Consider the following 17,629-nt stretch of genomic DNA (forward strand, 5'->3'; position numbering starts at 1 on the left):
AACGGGAGCAACGGGAGCAACAGGCCCAACAGGAGAAACGGGAGCAACGGGAGAAACAGGAGCAACGGGAGAAACAGGAGCAACGGGAGCAACAGGAGCAACGGGAGCAACTGGAGCAACGGGAGCAACGGGAGTAACAGGAGCAACGGGAGTAACGGGAGCGACAGGAATAACGGGAGAAACAGGGGCAACAGGAGCAACTGGCACAAGTATAACAGCAACATATGCGTTTGCGAATAATACGTCGGGTGCGGCAATATCGGTGCTTCTTGGTGGAACGAATGTCCCGCTTCCAAATAATCAGAATATCGGTCCAGGAATTACAGTGTCTGGAGGGAACACAGTATTTACGGCTGCAAATGCAGGGAATTATTATATTTCATATACAATTAATATAACGGCTTCATTATTAGTCAGTTCGCGAATTACAATTAATGGGGCACCGCTTGCTGGGACTATCAATTCCCCTGCATTAGCAACGACATCATTTAGTGCAACAATTATTACGACTCTTGCGGCGGGGAGTGCAATTAGTTTGCAGTTGTTTGGATTGTTAGCTGTTGCAACATTATCAACGACTACACCTGGTGCAGTTTTAACGATTATAAGATTAAGCTAAGTAACGTGAACTCTCTTATTCTTTTAAAATTAAGAGAGTTTATACATATAATAAGAAGTTAATGAAGTAAAGCATAGTTATATAAAAGTCAGAATATTATGATTGTAACGCTGTTATGACTATAATATAATGAAAACAACCATCATGAATGAACATTCATTTATTTTCACAAGTATTGGAAGGGGGAATGAGAGTGGAAAAACCTTGGCTGCAGAGTTATCCAGATGAAATTCCAGGGACAATTTCTTATGATATTCAGCCACTTCATGGATATTTAGAGAAAATGGCTGCTCGTTATCCAGAAAAGAAAGCGCTTCACTTTTTAGGTAAAGATGTTACATTTTCAGATTTCCATGACAAGGTAAAGAAATTTGCGAATTACCTTCAAAGGCTTGGTATTGAAAAAGGCGATAGAGTTGCGATTATGCTACCGAATTGTCCGCAATCTGTAATTGGTTATTATGGTACTTTGCTTGCGGGAGGGATTGTCGTACAAACGAATCCTCTTTATACAGAAAGAGAGCTTGAGTACCAACTTCATGACTCAGGGGCAAAAGTTATTCTGTGCCTTGATTTAGTGTTTCCGAGAGTTACTAACGTTCAAACTGCAACAAAGCTTGAGCACATTATCGTAACCCGTATTGCAGATTTTTTACCATTTCCTAAAAATTTACTTTATCCATTTGTACAAAAAAAGCAGGCAAATCTTGTTGTGAATGTGTCGGAAAGCGAAACGATTCATCTTTGGAAATCGGTAGAAAGGGAAAGTAGTACTAATGTTGAAGTTCCATGTGATCCTGAAAATGATCTAGCCCTTTTGCAGTATACAGGGGGAACGACAGGGTTTCCAAAAGGGGTTATGTTAACGCATAAAAATCTGGTTTCGAACACTTTAATGGGAGCGCATTGGTTATATAATTGTAAAGAAGGAGAAGAGGTAATTCTTGGTGTTCTTCCGTTTTTTCATGTGTACGGGATGACAGCTGTAATGAATTTAAGTATTATGCAAGGATATAAAATGGTGCTTATTCCGAAGTTTGATATGAAAATGGTTTTTGAAGCAATTAAGAAACATAAAGTTACACTATTTCCAGGAGCACCAACCATTTATATTGCTCTATTAAATAGTCCTCTTTTAAAAGAATATGATATTTCTTCAATTCAGGCTTGTATTAGTGGTTCTGCACCGCTTCCTGTAGAAGTGCAGGAGGAGTTTGAGAGAGTTACAGGTGGTAAATTAGTAGAAGGTTATGGATTAACGGAGTCATCACCAGTTACACATGGGAATTTTTTGTGGGAAAAGCGTGTGCCGGGAAGTATTGGGGTACCGTGGCCGGATACAGAGGCAATCATCATGTCACTTGAAACAGGAGAGTCATTACCTCCAGGTGAAATTGGTGAAATTGTTGTAAAGGGCCCACAAATTATGAAAGGGTATTGGAATAAGCCAGAAGAAACGGCAGCTGTACTGCAAGATGGCTGGCTCCATACAGGTGATGTAGGATACATGGATGAGGATGGCTTTTTCTATGTGAAAGATCGTAAGAAAGATATGATCGTTGCTAGTGGTTTTAACGTATATCCTCGTGAAGTAGAAGAAGTGTTATATGAACACGAAAAGGTGCAAGAAGTAGTAACAATCGGTGTTCCTGATCCGTATCGAGGGGAAACTGTAAAAGCGTTTGTTGTTTTGAAAGAAGGCGCCGAATGTTCTGAAGAAGAATTAGATCAGTTTGCACGTAAATATTTAGCAGCTTACAAAGTCCCGAAAGTATATGAGTTTAGAAGTGAGTTGCCAAAGACGACAGTCGGGAAAATTTTACGCCGCGTCCTAATAGATGAAGAGAAGAGAAAGAATGAAGATGAGCAAACGGGCTAAGGCCCTTTCTTTTTGAAAAAATAGGATTGACACTTTTCTAAATAGTCAGTATTATAAGAATATGAATGACTATTCATTCAGTCATCTTCTTGAAGGGGACAGTAAAGTGAAGAAAAATAGACCGAAATACAATCAAATTATTGATGCAGCAGTCATTGTGATTGCGGAGAATGGATACCATCAAGCGCAAGTTTCTAAAATTGCAAAGCAAGCTGGGGTAGCTGATGGCACGATTTATTTATATTTTAAAAATAAAGAAGATATATTAATATCCTTATTCCAAGAGAAGATGGGAGAATTTGTTGAAACAATTCGTCAAAAAATAGCAGGAATTGAAAGCGCTGTAGCGAAGTTATTCATGTTGGTAGAAACGCACTTCTTGCTGTTGTCACAAAATGATCCTCTTGCTATCGTTACGCAATTAGAACTAAGGCAGTCCAATCAAGACTTGCGCCTTAAAATAAATGAAGTATTAAAAGGCTACTTACAAGTTATGGATGAGATTTTAGAGACAGGTATAAAGCAAGGTGAATTTCAGGCGGATTTAAATGTTCGCGTGGCAAGACAAATGATCTTTGGAACAGTAGATGAAGTTGTGACCAATTGGGTAATGAGCGATCATAAGTATGATCTGGTCGCACTTTCAAAAACGGTACATGGGCTACTTATTGCAGCTTGTGGTTATCGTAAATAATGGGAGGGATCATGTTGAAATTCCTATCTGTAAAAGTTGAAGATCATATCGCGGTGGCGACGTTAAATCATGCTCCAGCTAATGCGATGTCTTCACAAGTTATGCATGACGTTACTGAATTAATCGATCAAGTGGAAAAGGATGATAACATTCGTGTTGTTGTTCTACATGGTGAAGGACGCTTCTTCTCAGCGGGGGCAGATATTAAAGAATTTACATCTGTTACTGAAGCGAAGCAAGCAACAGAGTTAGCACAGCTTGGACAAGTTACGTTTGAGCGTGTTGAAAAATGCTCAAAACCAGTTATTGCGGCAATTCATGGAGCGGCACTTGGCGGCGGCCTGGAGTTTGCTATGTCTTGCCACATGCGCTTTGTAACTGAAAGTACAAAGCTTGGTTTACCTGAATTAACACTTGGATTAATTCCTGGTTTTGCAGGTACACAGCGCTTACCACGTTATGTTGGTAAAGCGAAAGCTTGTGAAATGATGTTAACAAGTACACCAATTACTGGTGCAGAAGCATTACAATGGGGACTTGTTAACGGAGTGTTTTCTGAAGAATCTATTTTAGAAGATACGCTTAAAATTGCAAAACAGATTGCTGGAAAAAGCCCAGCAACAACTCGTGCTGTGCTAGAGTTATTACAAACGACAAAATCGTCTCATTATTATGAAGGTGTACAGCGTGAATCACAGATTTTTGGTGAAGTATTTACGAGTGAAGATGGAAGGGAAGGCGTAGCAGCGTTTTTAGAAAAACGTAAGCCTTCATTTAGTGGTAGGTAATCCAATTATTTTTTAATAAAAATTAACAGAATTTTAAAATTGATAGAATCTTTCTGAAAAATAAGGGGGTAAATGGAATGAACATCTACGTACTCATGAAACGAACATTTGATACAGAAGAAAAAATCGTAATTAAAAACGGTGCAATTTACGATGGCGAAGCGGAATTCATCATCAACCCTTACGATGAATATGCGATTGAAGAAGCGATTCAAGTAAGAGATGCACAAGGTGGAGAAGTTACTGTTATAACAGTTGGTGGCGAGGATAGTGAAAAAGAACTTCGCACAGCATTAGCGATGGGCTGCGATAAAGCGGTACTAATTAACATTGAAGATGATGTTGAGAATGGTGACCAATTTACAACAGCAAAAGTACTTGCTGAATATTTAAAAGATAAAGAAATAGATTTAATTTTAGGCGGGAACGTTGCGATTGACGGTGCATCTGGACAAGTTGGTCCACGAGTAGCAGAAGCGTTAAATATCCCATACGTAACGACGATTACGAAGCTTGAAATTGATGGTACAAATGTGAAGATTGAGCGTGATGTTGAAGGGGATACAGAAGTAATTGAAACATCGCTACCAGTTTTAGTAACAGCGCAACAAGGTTTAAACGAACCGCGTTATCCATCGCTTCCAGGTATTATGAAAGCGAAGAAAAAGCCACTAGAAGAAGTAGAATTAGATGATTTAGATTTAGAAGAAGATGATGTGGAAGCAAAAACAAAAACAATTGAAATCTATTTGCCTCCTAAGAAAGATGCAGGAAAAGTGTTACAAGGCGAGCTGCAAGATCAAGTAAAAGAGCTTGTATCGTTGCTCCATACAGAAGCGAAAGTAATCTAATAAAATACGAAATTATATATGCAGGAGGGAAAATCTATGGCTCGTAAAGTATTAGTAATGGGTGAAGTTCGTGATGGATCGCTACGTAACGTTTCGTTTGAAGCGGTAGCAGCAGCAAAAACAATTGCAGAAGGCGGTGAAGTGGTAGGTCTTCTAGTTGGAGACAGCGTTGCCTCTTTTGCAAATGAATTGATTCATTACGGTGCAGATCGCGTTGTGACAGTTGAAAATGATAAATTAAAATCATATACATCTGATGGCTATGCACAAGCGTTTTTAGCTGTATATGCTGAAGAAAATCCAGAAAGCATTGTATTTGGACATACAGCACTTGGTAAAGATTTATCACCAAAATTAGCAGCGAAGCTTGAAGCTGGTTTAATTTCTGACGTAACTGCTTTAGAAATTGAAGGTGGCAATGTTATCTTTACTCGTCCAATCTATTCTGGTAAAGCATTTGAGAAGAAGATTGTAACAGATGGTATATTATTTGCGACAGTGCGTCCAAATAATATCGCAACTCTTGAAAAAGATGAATCTCGCATCGGTGATGTGTCTTCTATTACAGTTGATGTGAAAGATCTACGTACAATCATTCAAGATGTTGTCCGTAAAACTGCAGAAGGTGTTGATCTTTCTGAAGCGAAAGTTATTATCGCTGGCGGACGCGGTGTGAAGAGTGAAGAAGGATTTAAACCGTTAAAAGAATTAGCTGACGTACTAGGCGGCGCTGTTGGAGCATCTCGTGGTGCTTGTGATGCTGAGTACTGTGATTATTCATTACAAATTGGTCAAACAGGTAAAGTTGTTACACCAGACCTATACATTGCATGCGGAATTTCTGGTGCGATTCAGCATTTAGCTGGTATGTCTAATTCAAAAATAATTGTTGCGATTAATAAAGATCCAGAAGCTAGTATCTTCAAAGTAGCTGACTATGGTATTGTCGGTGATCTATTTGAAGTATTACCTCTTTTAACAGAAGAGTTTAAAAAGTTAAAAGTACATTCATGATTTGAGTACCCTTGAGTTCCAAGTGAAGTACCCCTATATATAGAAAAAGGTGAGAGATCCCCTGTCTCTCATCTTTTTAGTATTTCATCCATATTTTTATATAGTATAAAGGAACATTTTTTTGTTACAATACATAACGATACATAATATTCGCCACGTATAAAAGTTAATGATATACTCTTGGTAGAATATACTTGAAGGAGGAAATAAAATGGCAATTATAAATGCAAATGACCAAAGCTTCGCAGCTGAAACTAGCGAAGGTGTTGTATTATTAGATTTCTGGGCGCCTTGGTGCGGACCTTGTAAAATGATCGCTCCTGTATTAGAGGAAATCGATTCAGAGTTAGGCGAGAAAGTAAAAGTAGTAAAAGTGGACGTTGATGAAAACCAAGAAACTGCTCGTCAATTCGAAGTAATGAGTATTCCAGCTCTTTTCGTATTAAAAGACGGTAAAGTAGTTGATCAAGCGTTAGGATATAAACCGAAAGAAGCGTTAGTAGAATTAGTTTCTAAACACTTCTAAAATAAAGAAGCTACCATTTGGTAGCTTCTTTTATTTTCTTTTTTACAGCCTTTCCGTTACAATAAAGGAACGTATGTTGGGTGTTTTGATATAGTATGTTTTCGTGTGAAAATAAAAATGATAAGCATGTAGAAATGGAGGGAGACGAGTGCACGAGCATTTAAAAGAGAAGTTAGCAATTTTGCCCGATCAACCTGGTTGTTATTTAATGAAGGATAAGCAGGGAACGGTTATATACGTCGGAAAAGCAAAGGTACTCAAAAATCGTGTGCGCTCGTACTTTACTGGTTCGCATGATGGGAAAACACTTCGGCTTGTTGGAGAAATTGTTGATTTTGAATACATTGTGACTTCCTCAAATTTGGAAGCTCTCATTTTAGAGTTGAATTTAATTAAAAAATACGATCCGAAATATAATATTCAATTAAAAGATGATAAAACATATCCTTTTATTAAAATTACAGCTGAAAAACAGCCGCGCTTACTCATTACGCGAAATGTAAAAAAGGATAAAGGAAAGTACTTTGGGCCTTATCCAAATGCGCAATCGGCACATGAAACAAAGAAATTATTAGATCGTATGTATCCGCTTCGTAAATGTTCAAATATGCCAGATAAAGTTTGCTTGTATTATCATATGGGCCAATGTTTAGCACCTTGTGTGAAAGAAGTAACGGATGAGCAAAACAAAGAAATTGTTGATGAAATTATTAAATTCTTAAACGGTGGGCATAAAGAAATTCGTTCAGAATTAGAAACGAAGATGTATGAGGCTTCAGAGAAACTAGAATTTGAACGGGCGAAAGAGTTGCGAGATCAAATTGCTCATATTGATGCAATTATGGAAAAGCAAAAGATGATTATGAGTGATTTAGTGGATCGTGATGTGTTTGGATATGCAGTTGATAAAGGGTGGATGTGTGTTCAAGTTTTCTTCGTTCGAAAAGGAAAGCTAATTGAACGTGATGTTTCTATGTTCCCGATTTATGATGAACCAGAAGAGGGATTTTTAACTTTTATCGGTCAATTTTATGAAAACAGTAGTCATTTCAAGCCGAAGGAAATTGTTGTTCCAGGAAGTATAGATTCAGAATTAGTAGAGCGCTTTTTAGAAGTTGAAGCGACACAGCCGAAGCGTGGGAAGAAAAAAGATCTTGTGGAATTAGCAAATAAAAATGCAAAAATTGCACTAGAAGAGAAATTTCACTTAATTGAACGTGATGAAGAACGGACGATTAAAGCTGTTGATAATCTAGGGAAGCAACTAGGGATTGAAACGCCATATCGTATTGAAGCGTTTGATAATTCAAATATTCAAGGGACAAATCCTGTTTCAGCAATGATTGCTTTTATCGATGGGAAACCAGCGAAGAAAGAATATCGGAAATATAAAATTAAAACGGTCCAAGGGCCAGATGATTACGAGTCTATGAGGGAAGTTGTGAGACGCCGTTATACGAGAGCATTAAAGGAAAATTCACCTTTGCCAGATTTAATAATTATCGATGGGGGAAAAGGACATCTCACGGCTACAAGTGATGTTCTTGAAAACGAGCTTGGATTATATATTCCAATGGCAGGGCTTGTAAAAGATGAAAAACATAAAACATCACATTTAATTATTGGGGATCCGCCTGAGCCTGTTATGCTTGCGAGGAATAGCCAAGAATTTTATTTATTGCAGCGCATTCAAGATGAAGTACATCGATTTGCAATTACATTCCATCGTCAATTACACGGGAAATCTGTTATTCAATCCGCGTTGGATGAAATTCCGGGAATCGGTGATAAACGAAAAAAGGTATTGCTAAAACATTTTGGTTCATTAAAAAAGATGAAAGAAGCTTCCATATCGGAATTTGTCGAAGCAGGTATGCCGAAAAATGTAGCGGAGACAATTTATACTTATTTAACAGATAAGAAGACGTTGTAGTTTACAACGTCTTCTGTTTTTTGTTATAATTTCTGAAGATTTAAAATAAACATGCCTAAATGAATATACAAAAAAGTCAACTAAACTTATATGTCTAGTTGACTGTAAGTAGATGCTACACTTCAATGAGATCTTTTATATCCCATTTAACAAGAAATGTAATAGAGTCTGAACGTTTTTTCTGTTCCTCATAGGACTCTGCAACGACGTTTCTTTGTCTTTGAATTTGCTCGGCGATAAATCCAGCTTCTAATTGATAAGATGAATGTCTTTTTTGTTTTTGACGCTCAGTAATAAGTGTACCTTTAAGTTGAAACTGCATTTCACGACGTTTATGTTCAATGATGCTTAAAGTGCCCCAACCAGCTTTTTCAAAAAACTGAATGACTTCTTCAATTGTTTCTAGCGGATATTTTCTCGCAAGGTTTCTACCGGCCCAGTATAAAATACCATCTAAATCGTTACCAATTAAATCAGGTAGTAATTCTTCACGTAGCAATTCATAAGCGAAGGCGTTCAATGAAACATCTTCTAAAGATGTTATATCGATTGTATTTTTGCTCACAATATTCCCCTCTTTCTATAGGGATTATTATATAACATTTTTCATTTATAAAAACAGATTTTTCTTTGGGGAAATCTGAATATATAAGAAGACAAAAAGAATTGGCAAATTATATGCAAATTATGTATACGTTTTCTTGACGCTTCGACAAAAATAGGAGTAAAATGAACTTGGTATCAAATTATGCTGAAATATTTCGAATAATTTTTTCAGTTTTTCTTATGCCAATAGTGAAAAAACATTATTGTTGTAAATTAATCTGAAAACAGCAGTCAAACATTCAAGGGGGTAATGGGGACATGAAAGGCCGCGAGTATACGTTTCGTAAGTGGCACTCATTAATGGGGGTCATTCCGGTTGGTGTCTTTTTGACGCAACATTTAATTGTAAACAACTTTGCAACAAGAGGAGCAGAGGCTTTTAACAAAGCTGCAGGCTTTATGGAGCTCCTTCCATTCCGGTATGCGCTAGAAATTTTCATCATCTTTTTACCTATACTGTACCATGCCATATATGGATTATATATTGCATTTACAGCTAAGAACAATGCGGTATCTTACGGCTATTTCCGTAACTGGATGTTCGTCTTCCAACGAATTTCAGGTATCGTTACGCTGATCTTCATTTCTTGGCACGTCTGGGAAACTCGTATTCAAGCATTGTTAGGTAAAGAGGTAAACTATGATATGATGGCAGATATTTTAAACAACCCATTTATGTTTGGTTTCTATTTAGTTGGTGTTGTTTCAACAATTTTCCACTTTGCAAATGGACTATGGACATTCTGTATAAGCTGGGGAATTACAGTATCTCCACGTTCACAAAGAATCTCTACTTATGTAACATTAGCTATTTTCTTAGGTCTATCTTATGTAGGTGTGAGTGCATTATTAGCGTTCATCGATCCACAGCTAGCAAACCAGTAAGGAGTGGGAGAGCATGAAAGGGAAACTTATAGTAGTCGGCGGTGGCTTGGCCGGCTTAATGGCAACGATTAAAGCGGCAGAAGCAGGAGTAAATGTTGAACTATTTTCTTTAGTACCAGTAAAACGTTCACATTCTGTATGTGCCCAAGGTGGAATTAACGGTGCCGTAAATACAAAAGGTGAAGGGGATTCTCCATGGATCCACTTTGACGATACAATTTATGGTGGGGACTTCTTAGCGAACCAACCACCAGTTAAAGCGATGTGTGATGCAGCACCTGGTATTATTCATTTAATGGACCGCATGGGTGTTATGTTCAACCGTACGGAAGAAGGACTTCTGGATTTCCGTCGTTTCGGTGGAACACAACATCACCGTACAGCATTTGCTGGTGCAACAACTGGTCAACAATTACTATATGCATTAGATGAGCAAGTACGTCGTCATGAAGTAGCAGGACTTGTAACGAAATATGAAGGTTGGGATTTCTTACGAGCTGTTGTAGATGATGAAGGTGTGTGCCGAGGAATCGTCGCGCAAGACTTACAAACTATGGAGATAAAAAGTTTCCAAGCTGATGCCGTGATTATGGCAACAGGGGGCCCTGGTATCATCTTTGGAAAATCAACAAACTCTATTATTAATACAGGTACAGCAGCGTCTGCTGTATATCAACAAGGTGCATATTATGCGAACGGTGAGTTCATTCAAATCCATCCAACGGCAATTCCTGGAGACGATAAGTTACGTCTTATGAGTGAATCTGCACGTGGTGAAGGTGGACGTGTTTGGACGTATAAAGATGGTAAGCCATGGTACTTCTTAGAAGAAAAATATCCAGCTTACGGAAACCTTGTACCTCGTGATATTGCAACGCGTGAAATCTTTGATGTTTGCGTAGAGCAAAAACTAGGTATTAACGGTGAAAACATGGTGTACTTAGATCTTTCTCATAAAGATCCGAAAGAACTAGATATTAAACTTGGTGGAATTATTGAAATCTATGAGAAATTTACAGGTGATGATCCTCGTAAACTACCAATGAAAATCTTCCCAGCGGTTCACTATTCAATGGGCGGATTATGGGTTGATTATAAGCAAATGACAAGTATTCCAGGTTTATTTGCAGCAGGTGAGTGTGATTATTCTATGCACGGTGGTAACCGCCTTGGTGCGAACTCATTATTATCAGCAATTTACGGTGGTATGGTAGCAGGACCGAACGCAATTGAGTATATGAAAGGTCTTTCTAAATCATCTGATGCTGTTTCATCTACTGTATATGAGCAAAATGAATTAATCGAAACAGAGAAATTTAACAATATTTTAACGCTTGATGGTAACGAAAATGCATATGTTCTTCATAAAGAGCTTGGAGAATGGATGACAGATAACGTTACAGTAGTTCGTGAAAATAAAAAGTTAATAGAAACTGATGCGAAAATTGAAGAGTTAATGGCGCGTTACAAACGCATTAACATTAACGATACAGCAAGATGGAGTAATCAAGGTGCTTCATTTACACGCCAACTTGCAAATATGTTCGAGTTAGCACGTGTTATTACAATTGGCGCATATAACCGTAATGAAAGCCGCGGAGCGCATTACAAACCAGAATTCCCAAATCGTGATGATGCAAACTTCTTAAAAACTACGATGGCGAAATTTGAGGGAGAAGGAAATGCACCAGCATTCCATTACGAAGAAGTGGATGTTTCATTAATTAAACCACGTAAACGTGACTATTCCTCAAAACATGATGTAGCTGCTAAGGGTGAAGAGAAGGGGGATAAACAACATGTCTGAGAAAACAATCCGCCTCATCATTACGAGACAAGATGGACCAGATGCACAAGAGTTTGACCAAGAGTTTGAAATTCCATATCGTCCTAATATGAATATTATTTCGGCGCTTATGGAAATTCGCCGTAATCCTGTCGACTCAAAAGGGAACCAAACAACGCCGATTGCATGGGATATGAACTGCTTAGAGGAAGTATGTGGAGCATGTTCGATGGTGATTAACGGAAAACCACGTCAATCATGTACAGCTCTTATTGACCAGTTAGAACAACCAATTCGCTTAAAGCCGATGAAGACATTCCCGATTGTACGTGATTTACAAGTTGACCGTAGCCGTATGTTTAACGCGTTAAAACGTGTTAAAGCTTGGATTCCAATAGACGGTACGTACGACCTAGGACCAGGTCCAAGAATGCCAGAGAAAAAGCGTCAATGGGCATATGAACTTTCGAAATGTATGACATGTGGTGTTTGCTTAGAGTCATGTCCGAACGTAAACAGTAAGTCTGACTTTATTGGACCAGCACCGCTTTCACAAGCGCGTTTATTTAACTCGCATCCAACTGGTGAAATGCATAAAGCAGATCGCTTACGTGCAATTATGGGTGATGGAGGACTTGCAAACTGTGGTAACTCTCAAAACTGTGTGCAATCATGTCCGAAAGGTATTCCATTAACAACTTCAATTGCAGCATTAAACCGTGATACAACAATTCAATCGTTCAAAGATTTCTTTGGTAGTGACAATAACTATTAATAAATATTGCCTCTTCATGTTGAAGAGGCAATATTTATAAGTTTATTTTTCTGTTTATTCTGTTTATTTTAAGGGCGAAAAGGAGAGGGAACAATGAAGAGAATTTCTTATATTGAAGACTTTGAGCAATGGGAAAGTGGTTTTTCATTTTATAATCCTGTCAAAGTTCGTTTTGGTGAAGTAGATATGTTTGGACATGTAAATAATGTCGTTGCTTTTACATATTTTGAAGAAGCACGTATCGCATTGTTTAAAGAACTCGGATTTATGCAAGAATGGACACATGAATCTTCAGAAACGATGATAGTCGTCGCAGATTTACAATGTAATTTTATTAAACAAATTTATTTTGATGAGCAGTTGAAAGTATATGTAAAGGCAGGAGCAGTTGGGAATTCTTCTTTAGATCTGCATTATATGGTGAAAAATGCAGAAGGAGAAGTTTGTTTAGTTGGACGCGGTATGATGGTCCAAGCATCGAAAAAAACTGGAAGAGGCGAACCGTGGTCTGAGGAATGGAAGGAATTACTACAACAATAGAATAAAAGAAAAATAAGAGAGCGAATTGCTCTCTTATTTTTTGTCCTTCGTTGCCTCTTCTAATGTTAGGTGGTGCTTATGTATGTATGTGGCATATGGATTGCCAACGTAGCGTAAGTGCCACGGTTCGTATGAATACTCTGTTGTCTCTGTTTTATCCTCTAAATAACGAATGACAAATCCGAACTCATGGGCATGTTCTGCAACCCATTTTCCTTCTGCTGTCTCTCCGAAGATTGGTTCTAATTGGAATTTAGCAGATTTTGAGCTAATATCCATTGCTAGACCAGTTTGATGCTCACTTGTTCCAGGAATTGCACTTACCGAATCAGCCTCAGCTTTTCCTTGGCGTTTAATATATGTATTATGTAATGACTGTTGGCGTTTGTAAGAACGGTAACCTGAAACTGCTGTAAGTTCTAAACCTTCTTCTTTCGCTGCTTGGAACATTTTTTCAAGAGCGTCTGCAGCATCTTTGCGAAGTAATGTTTTCTCTTTATCTTTTGGACTAGTAAATGGTACGTTCGGTTTCGTTAAATCTTCTGGAATGTACCCATCTGGTAATTTACGATGTTTATTGACTAATACAAGAGCAGAATCTGGATTTGTTACAACGGAAAAATTATCATCTAGTTTCTTTGCATTATGATCAGCTTTTGGAAAAGCAGGAATTTCTTCTTTTGGATGGTTACTATGTTTTTGACTTTCTACAGCTTTCGCCTCATTTTGCAGTGGTGATTTAGAACCAAAGTAAGCGAAAGATGTGATACCGATTACAATAGTAGCGGCAGAAATAATTATTATCTTTTTCATGATACCTTGCAATCACTGTCCTTTCTTAATAAAATATGTATCGTTTTTATTATAAGTCTAGTTTATTGAAAAAGAAATATAAGAGTCATAACGTAATAGAAATGCAAAGAAAATGTCAGAAAATGTGTGAAATTGTAGTATTTTTTTATATAATTCATTTCCTATCTTTCATGTAATTCATTTTTTATGTAATATATATACATAAGGAGATGTAGCGATTATCGAGAATGAAGGACTTCTTGTATAGACTAGGAGTGAATGGGAATGGATTTTGCAACAATTATTGGAATCATTTTAGGAGTGTTGGCGGTAGTAGTAGGAATGGTCGTCAAGGGTGCTGACGTAATGGCCTTAGTTAATCCTGCAGCAGCATTAATTATTTTTGTTGGTACATTTGCTGCAGTATGTATCGCATTTCCAATGAATCAACTAAAAAGGATTCCAAAATTATTTAAAGTTCTTTTTGGTTCAAATAAAAAAGATTTAAGTTATGAACAGTTACTAGAATTATTTGCTCATTGGACATCTGAGAGTAGGAAATACGGTATTTTGTCTTTAGAACAACAATTAGATAAAATTCAAGATGAATTTCTCTTGCGTGGTATGAAGTTTGTGATTGACGGTGTATCTGCAGAAGACTTAGAACAAATTTTAGAAGCTGAATTAGAAGCAATTGAAGAAAGACATGCAAAAGGATCTACTATTTTTTCGCAAGCTGGTACATATGCACCTACATTAGGGGCTTTAGGTGCTGTTATCGGTCTTGTAGCTGCACTTGGAAATTTAACTGATATTGAAAAGCTAGGACATGCTATTTCAGGTGCGTTTATTGCAACGATTTTCGGTATTTTTTCAGGTTACGTATTATGGCATCCATTTGCAAATAAATTAAAGCAAAAGTCTGCTGCTGAATTAGAGAAGAAACGTTTAATTATTGATTGTTTATTAATGTTACAAGAAGGTACCATATCCATTTATTATGAAAAACCGCATTTTAGGTGCGCTTTCTGCAACTGAGCGTAAAAAGCTAGAAAAAGGAGCGGAAAAAAATGCGGAGTAGGAAGAATAGAAGAAGTAAAAAGAAAAAGCATGACGAGCATATCGATGAAACTTGGTTAATTCCGTATTCTGATATGCTAACGTTGTTGTTTGCACTGTTTATTGTTTTATTTGCAATGAGTAGTATAGATGCTGCGAAATTTAAACAGATGGCAGTAGCTTTTCGAAGTGAACTAGCAGGTGGAACAGGAAATAAAGAGTTTTTAAGTGATCAAAAACCAAAAGAAGAAAAAGAGCTATCGGCAAGTGGTTTGGAATCTGAGAAAATCAAAAAAGATGCTGAAGCTGAAGTGAAGCAGCAAGAAATGAATGAATTAAAAGCAGTACAACAAAGTATTGACAAGTATATTGAGGAAAAGCAATTATCTTCTTCTTTTAAAACGGATTTAACTGAAAAAGGATTAATGGTAACGATATTAGAAAATGTATTATTTGACTCAGGGAAAGCAGATGTGAAGTTGGAATCGTTAGGGATTGCAAAAGAGATGTCTAACCTACTTGTTTCGGCATCACCTCGTGAGATTACAGTGTCGGGTCATACAGATACGGTTCCTATCGCAAATGCACAGTTTGCATCAAACTGGGAGTTAAGTACACAGCGTGCAGTTAATTTTATGCAGGTGTTACTCCAAAATAAAGAATTGCAACCAGAAAAATTTAGTGCAGTTGGTTACGGAGAATACCGTTCAATTGCACCAAATGATACGCCAGAAGGAAAAGCGAAAAATAGACGTGTTGAAGTGTTTATCTTGCCTTTAACAAGAAATATGCAATAAAAGAGGATGGCGCAAGCCATCCTCTTTGTTATTTTGCATCAAATGATTTTAAGTTGTCATGACGAATTTTGTCTTTTTCTGCATCTGATTTTTTGAAATTATAATCGTATAAAGCACCTTCCCAGTCACCGTACATTGGGTTAGGGAAAATGATGAATTTTTCACCAAATTGTGCTTTTGATTCTGCTACTGTTTCATTGCGATCTTTTACAGATTTTCCATCAAAACCAGTGAAATCAGATAAGTTGTCACCGAAGAATAGGACGATGTCATGTGTTTGAGAAACAAGTTCACGACGCTTTTCTTTCCCTTTTTCTTTCGGGTCCTGTAGTAATATATGTTCTTTCGTTGCTTGAGGAGCCCCTACGCGTTCAAGGTTTTTAATTGTTGCATCTAGTTGATTCGTTTTGCGATTTGAGATGTAGTAAATATCTACACCTTTAGACTCTGCATATTTTAAGAAATCAATAGCGCCTGGAAGAGCGGCAGCTTCAGCCTTATTAATCCAATCGTCCCATTTATAAGGATAGCCTTTTCCTGTTTTTACGCTCATTGCTTGATGAGGACTATTATCTAAAACAGTTTCATCCAAATCAAGTACGATAGCAGGTTTTTTGCCTGTCCCTTTTGCAAGAGCTGCATCAAGCTTCAATTGACCAATATTATATCCTTGGTAGTATAGTGCTTTCGTTTCGCCAGCTGTTTGATACCATAAATCAGCCATCAATTGCTGGTCTGTTAATTTTACTTTTTCTTCTTTCGCCACTGTTTTCTCAGCTGTTCCTGAACATGCTACAAGCGATGTGGAAAGAACGGCTACAGATAATAAAGTGGTAATACCCCTCTTCATCTTCATATGTATCCTCCTTGATGTTAGAAAATCATTTTATATTATATATTAAAATATGATAATTTTTTTATGAATATTTGCATATTGTCTTTTGTATATGTAGTAGTTTGTCCTATATTAGAAAGATGAGTTAAATAATAATAATTGTTTTGACAAGTTTTATTGTCGTAATGACAATTATAATTGACAAAAACAGGATTTTTATTTACAATTTTAACTAAATGAAACAAATGATGGGTTAGGTGTAGTGATACATATAAGAGAATGAAATATAGTACCATACTTCATTCTGAACAATCATAGGCTTTAACAGAGGGTACGAATGATACTAAAGGGGAGGCTTTATACATTGAGTTTACAAATTCAAAAATTAACAAAAATATTCGGAGAATCTAAAGCAGTTAATGGTTTGCAAATCTCGTTACCGAAAGGTGAAGTGTTAGGGTTACTTGGCCGAAATGGTGCAGGGAAAACAACGACAATTAAAATGTTACTAGGTTTATTAACGCCAAATGAAGGTTCTATTACGTGGGATGGAAAATCATTTGGTGATAGCGGGGTAACAATTGGATATTTACCAGAAGAAAGAGGATTATATACAAAAAGTAGAGTAATAGATCAGTTGCGATATTTTGGTAGATTAGAAGGAATGACGAAAAAAGAAGTGGATCTTGCAATTGATCACTGGTTAGAGCGCTTAGCAATTCCAGAATATAAATTTAAAACGGCGGGAGAACTTTCAAAAGGGAATCAGCAAAAAATTCAATTGATTGCTGCTCTTCTTCACAATCCAGAACTCCTTATTTTGGATGAACCATTTAGCGGACTTGATCCAGTTAATGCTGGAATGCTAGCTAGTATTATTGGAGAACAAGTACAGGACGGAAAGACAATTATTTTATCAAGTCACCGTATGGAGCAAGTAGAGGCTTTTTGCCAACATGTATGTATTTTGAAAAAGGGTGAAGCAGTTGTAGAAGGACAGTTAAGTGATATTAAGAAGGAATACGGTTTTCGTAATTTAACGATTGAAGATATAGCAGAGAATGAAAAGGGATTAGAAGCTATACATGTTCCGTATGAAAAACAACAAGGTCTTCTTTATGTAAAAGTACAAGATGATGCAGAAGCTCTAAAGATTTTGCAACAATTGCAAGAACAAGGTGTTAGCTTACGACAATTTAAAATGCTAGAGCCAACGTTGAACGAAATCTTTGTAGAGAGGGCGAAATAAA

The 17,629-nt window shown here is 37.1% G+C and carries 17 protein-coding genes and 1 pseudogene; 15 read left to right on the forward strand and 3 right to left on the reverse strand.

Going from position 1 to position 17,629, the window contains the following annotated elements; translation table 11 throughout:
- The 8 genes from MR071_RS16085 to uvrC all read left to right on the forward strand — a co-directional run.
- On the forward strand, positions 1-619 hold a 619-nt coding region (locus tag MR071_RS16085), incomplete at its 5' end, for a BclA C-terminal domain-containing protein (RefSeq protein WP_472926933.1).
- A 193-nt stretch (positions 620-812) separates the two neighbouring features.
- Positions 813-2,498, forward strand: a complete 1,686-nt coding sequence (locus tag MR071_RS16090; RefSeq protein ID WP_142395741.1) for a long-chain-fatty-acid--CoA ligase — start codon at positions 813-815, stop codon at positions 2,496-2,498.
- 106 nt (positions 2,499-2,604) lie between these two features.
- Complete coding sequence (locus MR071_RS16095) at positions 2,605-3,192, forward strand: TetR/AcrR family transcriptional regulator (protein ID WP_087945806.1); 588 nt, start codon at positions 2,605-2,607, stop codon at positions 3,190-3,192.
- Positions 3,193-3,203: 11 nt separating this feature from the next.
- Complete coding sequence (locus MR071_RS16100; RefSeq protein WP_002088868.1) at positions 3,204-3,980, forward strand: enoyl-CoA hydratase; 777 nt, start codon at positions 3,204-3,206, stop codon at positions 3,978-3,980.
- A gap of 77 nt (positions 3,981-4,057) precedes the next feature.
- Complete coding sequence (gene etfB, locus MR071_RS16105) at positions 4,058-4,831, forward strand: electron transfer flavoprotein subunit beta (RefSeq protein WP_002143293.1); 774 nt, start codon at positions 4,058-4,060, stop codon at positions 4,829-4,831.
- Between the two features lie 36 nt (positions 4,832-4,867).
- Complete coding sequence (etfA, locus tag MR071_RS16110) at positions 4,868-5,845, forward strand: electron transfer flavoprotein subunit alpha (protein ID WP_105584335.1); 978 nt, start codon at positions 4,868-4,870, stop codon at positions 5,843-5,845.
- Positions 5,846-6,056: 211 nt separating this feature from the next.
- Positions 6,057-6,371 (forward strand): thioredoxin, encoded by a 315-nt coding sequence (trxA, locus tag MR071_RS16115; protein WP_000974757.1) that lies wholly within the window; start codon positions 6,057-6,059, stop codon positions 6,369-6,371.
- A 148-nt stretch (positions 6,372-6,519) separates the two neighbouring features.
- Positions 6,520-8,304, forward strand: coding sequence for an excinuclease ABC subunit C (gene uvrC / locus MR071_RS16120; protein ID WP_105584336.1), 1,785 nt, complete (start codon positions 6,520-6,522; stop codon positions 8,302-8,304).
- 115 nt (positions 8,305-8,419) lie between these two features.
- Here the strand turns inward: uvrC and MR071_RS16125 are convergent, their stop codons facing one another.
- The gene (locus MR071_RS16125; protein ID WP_002015405.1) at positions 8,420-8,869 is read right to left on the reverse strand and encodes a YslB family protein; all 450 of its coding nucleotides are present in this window, start codon (positions 8,867-8,869) and stop codon (positions 8,420-8,422) included.
- Between the two features lie 299 nt (positions 8,870-9,168).
- Here MR071_RS16125 and sdhC point away from each other — a divergent pair, with 299 nt between their 5' ends.
- From sdhC to MR071_RS16145, 4 genes are all read left to right on the forward strand, one after another.
- Positions 9,169-9,795: a succinate dehydrogenase cytochrome B558 gene (gene sdhC / locus MR071_RS16130; protein WP_002015407.1), complete on the forward strand. Its 627-nt coding sequence runs from the start codon at positions 9,169-9,171 to the stop codon at positions 9,793-9,795.
- A gap of 13 nt (positions 9,796-9,808) precedes the next feature.
- Positions 9,809-11,602, forward strand: coding sequence for a succinate dehydrogenase flavoprotein subunit (sdhA, locus tag MR071_RS16135; protein ID WP_070145028.1), 1,794 nt, complete (start codon positions 9,809-9,811; stop codon positions 11,600-11,602).
- A complete protein-coding gene (gene sdhB, locus MR071_RS16140; protein ID WP_002088861.1) occupies positions 11,595-12,356 on the forward strand; it encodes a succinate dehydrogenase iron-sulfur subunit in 762 nt (253 codons plus the stop codon). Before sdhA ends, sdhB begins: the two co-directional genes overlap by 8 nt.
- A 93-nt stretch (positions 12,357-12,449) precedes the next feature.
- Positions 12,450-12,896, forward strand: coding sequence for an acyl-CoA thioesterase (locus MR071_RS16145; protein WP_242236930.1), 447 nt, complete (start codon positions 12,450-12,452; stop codon positions 12,894-12,896).
- A 33-nt stretch (positions 12,897-12,929) separates the two neighbouring features.
- Here the strand turns inward: MR071_RS16145 and MR071_RS16150 are convergent, their stop codons facing one another.
- Entirely contained in the window at positions 12,930-13,709 is a 780-nt protein-coding gene (locus MR071_RS16150; protein WP_105584755.1) for a M15 family metallopeptidase, read from the reverse strand.
- 264 nt (positions 13,710-13,973) lie between these two features.
- Between MR071_RS16150 and motA the strand changes: the two are divergent.
- Together motA and motB are read left to right on the forward strand one after the other, a co-directional pair.
- Positions 13,974-14,769: pseudogene (gene motA / locus MR071_RS16155) on the forward strand (flagellar motor stator protein MotA).
- Positions 14,759-15,544 carry a flagellar motor protein MotB gene (gene motB, locus MR071_RS16160; protein WP_105584339.1) on the forward strand — a complete coding sequence of 262 codons (786 nt, stop codon included), beginning with the start codon at positions 14,759-14,761 and terminating at the stop codon, positions 15,542-15,544. Before motA ends, motB begins: the two are co-directional and overlap by 11 nt.
- A gap of 28 nt (positions 15,545-15,572) precedes the next feature.
- Here the strand turns inward: motB and MR071_RS16165 are convergent, their stop codons facing one another.
- Positions 15,573-16,400, reverse strand: coding sequence for a 5'-nucleotidase, lipoprotein e(P4) family (locus tag MR071_RS16165; RefSeq protein ID WP_105584340.1), 828 nt, complete (start codon positions 16,398-16,400; stop codon positions 15,573-15,575).
- Positions 16,401-16,743: 343 nt separating this feature from the next.
- Here MR071_RS16165 and MR071_RS16170 point away from each other — a divergent pair, with 343 nt between their 5' ends.
- Positions 16,744-17,628: an ABC transporter ATP-binding protein gene (locus tag MR071_RS16170; protein ID WP_142395742.1), complete on the forward strand. Its 885-nt coding sequence runs from the start codon at positions 16,744-16,746 to the stop codon at positions 17,626-17,628.
- Position 17,629: the final 1 nt, after the last annotated feature.

It is taken from the genome of Bacillus cereus group sp. BfR-BA-01316 (assembly GCF_022664195.1).
Taxonomy (GTDB): Bacteria; Bacillota; Bacilli; order Bacillales; family Bacillaceae_G; genus Bacillus_A.

Bases quoted from the DNA above. Each gene is read 5' to 3' on its own strand.
- MR071_RS16100 (WP_002088868.1), top strand. From the start codon at position 3,204: ATGTTGAAATTCCTATCTGTAAAAGTTGAAGATCATATCGCGGTGGCG.
- etfB (WP_002143293.1), top strand. From the start codon at position 4,058: ATGAACATCTACGTACTCATGAAACGAACATTTGATACAGAAGAAAAA.
- etfA (WP_105584335.1), top strand. From the start codon at position 4,868: ATGGCTCGTAAAGTATTAGTAATGGGTGAAGTTCGTGATGGATCGCTA.
- trxA (WP_000974757.1), top strand. From the start codon at position 6,057: ATGGCAATTATAAATGCAAATGACCAAAGCTTCGCAGCTGAAACTAGC.
- sdhC (WP_002015407.1), top strand. From the start codon at position 9,169: ATGAAAGGCCGCGAGTATACGTTTCGTAAGTGGCACTCATTAATGGGG.
- sdhA (WP_070145028.1), top strand. From the start codon at position 9,809: ATGAAAGGGAAACTTATAGTAGTCGGCGGTGGCTTGGCCGGCTTAATG.
- sdhB (WP_002088861.1), top strand. From the start codon at position 11,595: ATGTCTGAGAAAACAATCCGCCTCATCATTACGAGACAAGATGGACCA.
- MR071_RS16145 (WP_242236930.1), top strand. From the start codon at position 12,450: ATGAAGAGAATTTCTTATATTGAAGACTTTGAGCAATGGGAAAGTGGT.
- MR071_RS16150 (WP_105584755.1), bottom strand. From the start codon at position 13,709: ATGAAAAAGATAATAATTATTTCTGCCGCTACTATTGTAATCGGTATC.
- motB (WP_105584339.1), top strand. From the start codon at position 14,759: ATGCGGAGTAGGAAGAATAGAAGAAGTAAAAAGAAAAAGCATGACGAG.
- MR071_RS16165 (WP_105584340.1), bottom strand. From the start codon at position 16,400: ATGAAGATGAAGAGGGGTATTACCACTTTATTATCTGTAGCCGTTCTT.